Here is a 9,746-nt window from a genome sequence, read left to right as displayed (position 1 = left end):
CCCCAAAAGGCAATTGCTGCACTTGCTCGAAAACTTGCTGCTTTACTTTGGAAACTCAGTATTCCAACTAAGGCAGTATAACGGATCGCGAGGGGCTTTTGGTTGCTTTGACAACGAAATAAAAATGGCGATCCTAAATTGATTTGGTACCGAATCGGTACTTGGTGCCGCTGAGCACGAATAAGAAAAGGAATATCAATTAATTGCACCGCAAGGTGAGGGATGAATGCGGCCTACGAAAATATAAAATCAGAATTAGCGGGGTGCTTGACAACGTGCCGCATAAGAAAGCAGGATGAAGCGTATAAACTTCATCCTGCCGTTAATTCTTTTAGTCTGACTGCTTATCAGCCTTTTTTCAGCATAGCTATCAAATCCTGCAACTCAGCAGAAAGTCTGGTCAAATCCTGAACAGCATTCCTTGATTCATCCATTGCTCCGGCTGTTTCAGCTGCAATTCTGTTCACTTCTTCAGTTCCTCTGTTGATCTGCTCACTGGCAGCAGACTGCTCCTCACTGGCCGTTGCTATAGCTCTGACCTGATCGGCAGTATCTTCAACAATCGTGACAATAGTATTCAGACTATCCCCGGCCTGCCCGGCGTATTCAGTACTTTTTTCAACCATATCCGCAGCATTCCTCATTTCATCCATATTCTTTTTTGTTTCAGCCTGGATATCATGAACTGCGTCTTCCACCTCATCAGTGGCCTGCATGGTCTTCTCCGCAAGTTTACGGACTTCATCAGCGACAACAGCGAAACCTCTGCCAGCATCACCTGCCCTTGCGGCCTCAATTGCAGCATTCAGGGCCAGAAGATTGGTCTGATCAGCAATATCAGTAATGACTGTAATAATCTGATTGATTCCGTCAGCTTTGCTGCCAAGCTCGGTCAATCCATTAACCATTTTTTCAGATGCGGTATTAACGTGGTTGATGGAATTAACAACATCAGAAACTATCTTGCCGCCCTCTTCTGCATTATGTTTTGCATCCATGGCACTCTCAGCAGCCCTTGAAGCATTTCTGGCAACTTCAAGAACAGAAGCGTTCATCTGCTCCATGGCTGTAGCTGATTCTGTTGTGCGAGCACGCTGCACATCTGAACCGTTATGGGCCTCAAGAATAAGCTCCGATAATTTTTCCGAGGCTGAAATAACGTTGGTGACAATCTCATCGAGCTGCGAGGCCGCATGCAACATACCTTCAGACCGAGCTCTTTCAGAAGCTTCACGGGCTTCGCGGGCATCTTCAAGTGCTCTGTTGGCAGCGATGGTCTGCTCTTCAGCTTCTTTAGTTTTTTCGTCTGCCGTGGAGATGGATTCAACAAGGCTGCCGATCATCTGATTGAGGGCAACATTGAGTTCTTCAAGCTCGCCAATGAACTGCTTTTCATCCGGCCTTGAATCAAAATCACCGTCAGCAATATTTCTGGCAAACTCAACCATGGCTCCGATAGGCTTGGACACCTTGCGGGCAATGACAAGAACCGTTCCTATAACTAACAGGATGGCTATAACAGAAACTATGGAACTTAATTTTAAGACGCTGATTGAATCGGCATAAATGGTGGAAGTGGGAATTGCCACCCCAAAAACCCATGGTGTGGTTGTTCCACTGATCTCAATAGGCTCGAAAAGAATAAAATATTCCCGGCCGTCTTTAGGCAGAACCATATCTTCATGAAAGACCTTCCCGGCTGCCATTGCTTCTTTAATTCTGCTGCGCTCACTTTCAGGAAATGCCTCAAGGATATTTTTACCGCGCATTTCCGCATCAGGGTAAGCCACACAATACCCGTCATGAGAGGCAAGAAAGGCATAACCGCTACCCATCGGTTTGATATTTTTAACCATGTCCTGAAATGATCCGATTGCGAAATCAATTCCAACAATTCCAAGAAACTGGCCTTTTTTGATAATCGGAACACTGACAGTGGCAAAAACATCCTTTACAACATCAGAGTAGTAAGGTTCTGTCAAAACAGGCTTTCCGGTATCACGGGGAATTTTATACCACGATCTGGTTACTCCGGGATTGCGGCGATGCATATCCACAACCTTGAATTCACCATTTTCACGCCAGAAATAAGGCCCGTATTCACCATTTGGTCCATACCAGTCCCGCTGCCCTTTCATCTCGGCATCACGGCCGTCAAATTCATTCGGCTTGATCACAACCTGTATTCCGTAGAACATGGGATCTGATTCAATTATCTTTTTAATGACTTCATCAGCTATATCCCTGTCAGCAGAATCCTTATGCTCTGTAAAAGCCATAAAAGAAGCTGCACCGGCCCATGATGCTTCCAAGGCCTTTTCAATATTCAACCTTATCTTGTTGCCATACCTTCCGGCCATTTCTTCGGCGTAGTGTATAGCCTGCTCTTTTGAAGTTTCGCGGGTTTTACCAGCCATAATAACCGTAAAAACAACAAATATTAAAATCATCAAAACGCTTATTCCAAGCGCTATTCTAGTACCGATACTCATCTTTCTAAACATACTACCCCCAACAGAACCACCATTTTCTAAATTGAAACCCCGAAGTGAATATTTTTATTCACTAATAGAATAAAGTCTTATCAGTATATATTGAGTTTAAAGACTTATGGATCCACTATCGGATTCATTTTTACACACATTCATTAAAATGCGGAAAACTAAACCCGTAGAAACACACTGCCATCCAAGAGTACAGAATTGTTGTTTTTTTGGATTGCGTGCTTTTAGCATAATTTTTTTACACTTTTTTTGCTCATTTCGAAAGCAGAACCTATATAAATACAAAATTTGGCTAATATTAAATTTCTTTCAACTGATACACTTGTCATTGCCGTCTGAGTTCTTATTCTTGTATCAATTTGTAAATTTTATCGTTTTACCCCGAATGTATATCAGGCAGATTGATCATGCTTAGCTGGAAATCAGATGGGAAAATAGTTTCAATCGAGCGTGGAGATATCACGGTTCAAAAAGTGGATGCCATTGTCAACGCAGCCAATCCGAGACTCGCCGGAGGCGGCGGTGTAGACGGGGCGATACATAGAGCGGCAGGACCGCAGCTTCCGCAGGCATGTAGAAAAATAATTAAGGCTTCAGGCTATCTGCCTACCGGAGAAGCTGTGACAACTTCCGGCTTCAACCTGAACGCAGCTTATATCATCCATACAGTCGGTCCGGTGTGGCATGGTGGTCACAACAATGAGCCTGAGCTTTTAAAGTCAAGCTACACCAGCTCTCTGAGGGAAGCTGCTGAAAAAGAATGCTCAACAATTGCTTTTCCGGCAATCAGTTGCGGAGTTTACGGATTTCCTACTGAACTGGCTGTGCCCATAGCTCTTGATGCTTTGTTTAAGATGCCCAAGCCTCTTAAACACTGCAAAATGATTATCCACGGTAACAATGATTATGAACTGTGGACTTCTCTGGCATGCCGAATACTGGGTAAACCTGAAATGGAATAAAATGGTCCTCGAATTGGGGACAAATGATAAGGAGATAACAAGTGATTGAACTCAGGGGAACAACTATCCTCGCAGTAAAGGATGAAAACGGATCGGCAATGGCTGGAGACGGACAGGTCACTCTCGGACAGTCTCTGGTTATGAAACATTCGGCTGTAAAAGTGCGCACCCTTTACAACGGGAAAGTAATGGGCGGCTTTGCCGGAGCCACCGCAGATGCCTTTAATCTTTTCGAAAAATTTGAAAAAAAGCTTGAAAGCTACTCAGGTAATCTGGTCCGCAGCGCTGTTGAAATGGCAAAAGACTGGCGTACCGACAAATACCTGCGCAAGCTCGAAGCAATGCTGCTGGTTGCTGATGCCGAACACATTCTGATCATCAGCGGTAACGGTGATGTTATCGAACCAGATGACGGTCTTGCTGCCATTGGTTCCGGTGGAGCTTACGCATTGTCAGCAGCAAGAGCTTTATCCCGCCACACCGATATGCCGGCCCCGGAAATTGCCCGCAAGGCCATGGATATCGCCTCGGAAATATGTGTATTCACAAACGACCACATCATATTGAAAACAATAGAAAAATAAAGGTTTGAAATGAGTAATCTCACCCCAAGGGAAATAGTATCCGAACTGGACAGATACATAATCGGTCAGGACGAAGCCAAAAGAATGGTAGCTATAGCAATGCGCAACCGCTGGCGCAGACAGCAGCTCACTCCTGAGTTGCGGGATGAAATAGCTCCTAAAAATATTATCATGATGGGACCTACCGGCGTTGGTAAAACTGAAATTGCCCGCAGGCTGGCTAAACTGGCAGGATGTCCTTTCTTCAAAGTTGAAGCCACTAAATTTACAGAAGTGGGTTATGTTGGACGTGATGTAGAATCAATGATCCGCGACCTTATGGAAATAGGCATAAACCTTGTCCGGGGAGAGGAAACTGAAAAAGTTCGCGTGCGTGCTGAAAAGCATGCCGAAGACCACCTTCTGGATCTGCTGCTCCCCAACAGTAGAAAAGAAAGCAGTAACGGAATGGGATTTTTCTCCAATAAATCGGATGAAAACAAGCCCGAAACAATTTCCGAATCAGACAGTTCTACCCGTGAAAAATTCCGCAAAATGTGGCGTGAAGGCAAGCTGGATGAACGCGAAGTCGAGCTGGACGTAACTGTTCAGGGTGGACCTCAGGTGGAAATGATGGCCATGCCCGGAATGGAAGATATGGGATTGCAGGTTTCCGATATGCTTGGAAGGATGTTCCCCAATAAAAAGAAAACCCGCAAAGTAAAAGTCCGTGAAGCTTACGAGCTGCTTATTCAGGAAGAGTCAGAAAAACTGATCGACATGGATAAAGTAACTGAAATAGCTAAAGAACGGGTTGAACAGACCGGCATCATATTCCTTGATGAGGTTGATAAAATTGCTGAAAGGCATGAAGGCGGCGGTGGTACTGACGTATCAAGAGAAGGAGTACAGCGCGACCTCCTGCCTATTGTTGAGGGCTGTGTGGTCAACACTAAATACGGAATGATTAAAACAGATCATATCCTGTTTATATCTGCAGGTGCATTTCATTATTCCAAGCCTTCAGACCTTATCCCTGAACTTCAGGGACGCTTTCCACTGAGAGTTGAGTTGAACGCTCTTGGTAAAAATGAATTCTACAGAATCCTCACTGAACCCCGCAATGCTCTGACTGTCCAGTATAAAGCCCTGATGGAAACAGAAGGAATAGAACTGGACTACAGTAAGGAAGCTCTCGAAGAAATCTCCTCTACAGCTCAAAAAATAAACGAGCAGACCGAGAACATCGGAGCAAGAAGACTTTACACTATAATGGAAAGAATACTCTCAGAGCTCTCTTTCGAAGCTCCGGATACTCCTAACGGCCGAGTTCTTATAGACCGCAACTATGTTCAGGACAGCCTTAAGGATGTTGTAGAAGACAGAGATCTGTCCAGATACATACTGTAACCTTTTTTATATCAATTATTAAGCGGGATTAAGCCTTTTAAGCAGGCTTAGTCCCGCTTTTTTAATCGACAAAATATACTAAATCAGACTAAATTGAAATTAATGGGAAACAGTAGTGCGAATATGATTTTTATCTTTTCAAATTGTCGCTTCCCTTCTTTTATGCTAATATGACCATCTAATTAGATGCCTCGGGGAACCCTGAATATAAGAAAAAGAATACTTAAAAATCAAAGTGATATATTAATGATTCATAAGAATGACCACATGGAAAATAATGAAGCTGCGCCTATTATAAGAGGTGCTTTTTCCACGCGTGTTGTTTCTTACATCGGTACTGGAACCACCAAAAAAAAAGCCATCCAGACTTTTCTTTACTATGGAGAAGAGAATGAGGATGGAGACATCTCACTGCGCCCTCTGAATGCCCAGAAAGTCCCTCAGGGAGATGAACAGATTGTCAGCAAAGACGAACTGCTCGACTCCTTTTCACCGGAACTGGAGCTCTATACAAACGAAGTTTTCCCCGCCATGAAGAAGCTGGGAAAAATCCTTGCTAAGGCTGACCGTCAGAGGCAGCTCGGGAATACATTCACAGCGGAAATGGAGTACGACAGAGCTCTTGATATTGATGAATGTAACATCCGCGCTAATTTTGGAATAGGCCTGTGCTACCTTAAAAGGCAGGATTACGATAAGGCGCAGGATATATTTAAAAGAATAGTCGGCCTCAATGCTGCTTTCCAGAAAAAGCACAAGCACCTTTTCAACGAATTCGGAATAAGTCTCAGAAAATCAGGTATGTACAGCGAAGCTGTGGAATATTACGAACGCGCGCTGGAATTTACAGATTCCGATGAAAACCTGTATTTCAACCTTGCAAGAGCACATGCGGAAAACGGAAACTACAAGAACGCCTTAACGTTTGTCCGCAAAAGTCTCATTCTTGATCCTGACCACGAATCTTCACTCAAGTTGGAAAAATTCCTCAACTACAAAATAAAATCTTCAAAAAAGTCTTAATTTCCCATTTATTACCACGAAATAAGCTCTCCGTTTATTTATTTTAACTCTTGTTTAGATTTCATCGGCATGCCCTTTGCTTATCTTAGTATATCTTAACAGAACCGGATTTTTTTTCCGGGTTACGGCATACAGCCCGTTCATGAGTCAGATGACCGGGATTAATAACAAGGAGTTCAAGGATGGCTTTCGGATCTATGTACGTCGGGGCCTCCGGTATTACGGCCCACAGCAATCGAATGCAGCAGATCAGCAGTAATATTGCAAACATAAATACTGTTGCCTATAAATCTGGATATGCTTTTTTCGAAACCTTAAGCAGCAAAGCCGCGCCGGGTACTACTGCCGGAGTTGTTGCCGGCGGTGACAATCACGGATCGGCCCAGATAGGTAACGGTGTCAGACTTGCCAATACTAGAACTGATTTTGCTGAAGGTTCTTTTGATCCGTCCACGGAAAGTACAGATATAGCCATCGGTGGAAAGGGTTTTTTCGGAGTAAGAAACGCTGATACCGGTGAGCGTGTCTACACCCGTGACGGACACTTCCGTTTCGATAAAAACGGTATCTTAAAAGATAACCACGGCAACGCTCTTCAGGGATATCCCATAGACGAGCACGGGGTTATCTCGGCATCATCAACAGATATTGCTTTGCCCATCAAGCAGGAACTAGATGCTAACGGCAATATGATTGATGTAATTAAGTCCGATCCCAAGGCAACAACTGAAGTCTCAATGATTTCAAATCTTGATTCAGCTGACATTGATCAGACCACAGACAGCTCTAATCCGTTTTTCGCTTTAATGAAAAACTGGGACGGAACATCACAGCCTCCTCTTGATGCGGAAAAATATTCCTACAATTCTTCAATCAAAGTATGGGATAAAAACGGTAATGCCCAGGATCTGATAATATATTTTGATAAAGTAACACCTTCAGACGGTGATACTTCCGACCGCAAATACTGGGAATTTGTCGTGGGAGTCGATCCTTCAAGCGATGCAGCCGCACAGACAGCAGGCACATCCTCAGCCGGTCTTCTTATGACCGGAACCCTGACTTTTTCAGGTGACGGAGATTTGCAGAGCATGAGTGCCTATACCCTTTCGAGTAATTCTTCAGGAGATGCTAAAGATCTCTCCAATTGGGAGCTGGCTGATATAAATGAGGATGGAATGCCTCAATTTTCAGCTGTATTTGCTGATCCTGACGGCGGAACTCCCAGCGAACAGGACATCGCTCTTAATCTGGGTATAAAGGCCGGTGACGGACAATGGAATTTATCAGGGACCACCGCGGCTGATGTCGGGAGCAATGCTTCCAACCTTGCCCGCATGGCCGATGGCAAAATTCAGGGATTAAGCACAACGGACTACTGGGGATCATCAACAACCATAAACAGGTCTCAAGACGGTTTTGGTGAAGGGTATCTTCAAAACATTGAAGTTGATAAAGACGGAGTGCTGAGAGGACTTTTCTCAAACGGTCTTTCAGTGGATTACTATAAAATCAACCTTTATAATTTTACCAATGAATATGGGCTGCGACGAGAAGGTTCAAATTACTTTTCCGAAACAAATGAATCCGGTGCAGCCATTGAAGGAGTCCCTCAGGAAGACGGAATGGGATCAACCGTTACCAACAATCTGGAAACTTCAAACGTTGATCTTGCCTCAGAATTTGCAAATATGATTCTGACCCAGAGAGGATTTCAGGCAAACTCAAAAGTTATTACCACCTCGGATGCGGTCATCAACAATCTGCTCGGAGTTAAAAAGTAAAAAAGGCCGGGATTTCATTCCCGGCCTTTCTCATGATCTATAACTGAATAAAAATTAATCTTTTAATTTTTCAGCAAGCATACGGAGATGTCCGCGCTCTTCTTCAATACAGGCTTCAACGATTCTGCGATCATCATCAGGGACCATTGTCTTAAGTTCGCTGAAAAGAAGAATGGTGTCTTTTTCAAAACGCATTGCAGTTCTCACAGCATCATCAAAACTGAAATCACCTGAATTAAAAGCTTCGGTATAATCAAAATTGAAAACATCATGGGAATCAATGAGAGCAAGCACGTAGCGGGTATATTCCTCAAAATCACTTCCAGGAGGAAGCTCGGTGTTACCCATACGATCTCTTAATTCCCTGAAAAAGACTTCATGTTTTGACTCTTCCTGAGCAAAAAATTCGAAAAATTCTCTGGCATCCGGATTTTCGGCAGCATCCGCAGCAAGAAGATAAAAAGCCTGCCCTTTCTGTTCTATGCGCATAGCCAGTTCCGCAACATCATTAGCTTTAAAAAAATAAGCCATCAGGCCTCCTGTAAAAATTCTTTTTTCATGAAAAAAATGATCACCTAAAGAGAAGTTTGATTCTCTTTTACAACTAATACCTTCAACGCGGATTTTAAGCTTGAAGAAATAATAATCAGAGCTGAAAATTTAGCAACTCCAATCATAACAGCTGAAAACAAATAATATAACACAACTGCTGCGGGACAATTGTTCCCAACTTATCCTCACAATATCAATTATGATATACTTTATAAATACTTCATCCAGACATCTCCGGTGGAAGTATTGAAAACAATCTTCCGCCCGGAAGAGCCCAGCACATCCTCACGCACAGGCACCAGACCGTATTCTTTTAAAACAGCTCGCGCCGACTGGACATTTTTCAAACCAACATCCAGCATTTCGTTGATACCGGCATTTTCACCGGAGCACATGGTGTTAGCACCACCAAAAAGTTTAACATCCAGTTCATATACCGGGACTTTGAAATACTTAAACCTTGCAAGCAGCGAATGGATTGCAACATCAGCAAAGTTGCATGGAAAATCAGTACGCCCGGACATCCCCGCATCCGGCAGCATAGCGTGAAACATGCCTGCATAATTTGATGCGGCATGATAAAAAGTTACTGAAACACAACTCCCGAGCACTGTGTTGATTAACATTTTTCTGCATGTAAATATACACTCCCCTATGCTCAGATGTTCATTTTGAAGCTTATCTTTAATCTCAGGATTCATAAATTTTATTTAATTATTGCGAATCGTTTATTACCATGTTTATATAATTTAAGGATAATTCTAACTGTAGTTTAGTTTTAATATCGAAGCTGCCATCTAATATATTTTAAAGTTGTAAAAAAAAGCTTAACCTCTAACCGGAATAGAAATTTTTACAAAAACTAACACGACAAAGTTGAATCTGTATTTTATTTTTGTCATTTAAAGTATATATCCTTTTCTATCCAAACATTAAGCATAGGAATTG

At 43.0% G+C, this 9,746-nt stretch carries 8 protein-coding genes; 5 read left to right on the top strand and 3 right to left on the bottom strand.

The window, feature by feature from the left end:
* Positions 1–347: 347 nt before the first annotated feature.
* Positions 348–2,504 (bottom strand): methyl-accepting chemotaxis protein, encoded by a 2,157-nt coding sequence (locus tag G496_RS0103220; protein WP_027178006.1) that lies wholly within the window; start codon positions 2,502–2,504, stop codon positions 348–350.
* A 407-nt stretch (positions 2,505–2,911) separates the two neighbouring features.
* On the opposite strand from G496_RS0103220, the gene G496_RS0103215 reads away from it, so the two are divergent.
* The 5 genes from G496_RS0103215 to G496_RS0103195 all read left to right on the top strand — a co-directional run bounded on the left by G496_RS0103215 (position 2,912) and on the right by G496_RS0103195 (position 8,246).
* A complete protein-coding gene (locus G496_RS0103215) occupies positions 2,912–3,466 on the top strand; it encodes a macro domain-containing protein (RefSeq protein WP_027178005.1) in 555 nt (184 codons plus the stop codon).
* Between the two features lie 44 nt (positions 3,467–3,510).
* Positions 3,511–4,050, top strand: coding sequence for an ATP-dependent protease subunit HslV (gene hslV, locus G496_RS0103210; protein ID WP_027178004.1), 540 nt, complete (start codon positions 3,511–3,513; stop codon positions 4,048–4,050).
* Between the two features lie 9 nt (positions 4,051–4,059).
* A complete protein-coding gene (hslU, locus tag G496_RS0103205; RefSeq protein ID WP_027178003.1) occupies positions 4,060–5,439 on the top strand; it encodes an ATP-dependent protease ATPase subunit HslU in 1,380 nt (459 codons plus the stop codon).
* 246 nt (positions 5,440–5,685) lie between these two features.
* The gene (locus tag G496_RS18700) at positions 5,686–6,462 is read left to right on the top strand and encodes a tetratricopeptide repeat protein (RefSeq protein WP_245577853.1); all 777 of its coding nucleotides are present in this window, start codon (positions 5,686–5,688) and stop codon (positions 6,460–6,462) included.
* A 182-nt stretch (positions 6,463–6,644) separates the two neighbouring features.
* Positions 6,645–8,246: a flagellar hook protein FlgE gene (locus tag G496_RS0103195; RefSeq protein ID WP_027178002.1), complete on the top strand. Its 1,602-nt coding sequence runs from the start codon at positions 6,645–6,647 to the stop codon at positions 8,244–8,246.
* A 54-nt stretch (positions 8,247–8,300) separates the two neighbouring features.
* Here the strand turns inward: G496_RS0103195 and G496_RS0103190 are convergent, their stop codons facing one another.
* Together G496_RS0103190 and G496_RS0103185 are read right to left on the bottom strand one after the other, a co-directional pair.
* Positions 8,301–8,777, bottom strand: a complete 477-nt coding sequence (locus G496_RS0103190; protein WP_027178001.1) for a ferritin-like domain-containing protein — start codon at positions 8,775–8,777, stop codon at positions 8,301–8,303.
* 230 nt (positions 8,778–9,007) lie between these two features.
* On the bottom strand, positions 9,008–9,424 hold the full coding sequence (locus tag G496_RS0103185) for a chemotaxis protein CheD (RefSeq protein ID WP_169725726.1): 417 nt from the start codon (positions 9,422–9,424) through the stop codon (positions 9,008–9,010).
* Positions 9,425–9,746 lie beyond the last annotated feature (322 nt).

The organism is Maridesulfovibrio bastinii DSM 16055, assembly GCF_000429985.1.
GTDB classification, from domain to species: Bacteria; Desulfobacterota; Desulfovibrionia; order Desulfovibrionales; family Desulfovibrionaceae; genus Maridesulfovibrio; species Maridesulfovibrio bastinii.
This window is presented reverse-complemented; position numbering and strand designations above follow the sequence as displayed.

Coding starts and splice junctions, on each gene's coding strand:
- G496_RS0103215 (WP_027178005.1), top strand. CDS start 2,912: ATGCTTAGCTGGAAATCAGATGGGAAAATAGTTTCAATCGAGCGTGGA.
- G496_RS0103220 (WP_027178006.1), bottom strand. CDS start 2,504: ATGTTTAGAAAGATGAGTATCGGTACTAGAATAGCGCTTGGAATAAGC.
- hslU (WP_027178003.1), top strand. CDS start 4,060: ATGAGTAATCTCACCCCAAGGGAAATAGTATCCGAACTGGACAGATAC.
- G496_RS0103185 (WP_169725726.1), bottom strand. CDS start 9,424: ATGTTAATCAACACAGTGCTCGGGAGTTGTGTTTCAGTAACTTTTTAT.
- G496_RS0103195 (WP_027178002.1), top strand. CDS start 6,645: ATGGCTTTCGGATCTATGTACGTCGGGGCCTCCGGTATTACGGCCCAC.
- G496_RS0103190 (WP_027178001.1), bottom strand. CDS start 8,777: ATGGCTTATTTTTTTAAAGCTAATGATGTTGCGGAACTGGCTATGCGC.
- G496_RS18700 (WP_245577853.1), top strand. CDS start 5,686: ATGATTCATAAGAATGACCACATGGAAAATAATGAAGCTGCGCCTATT.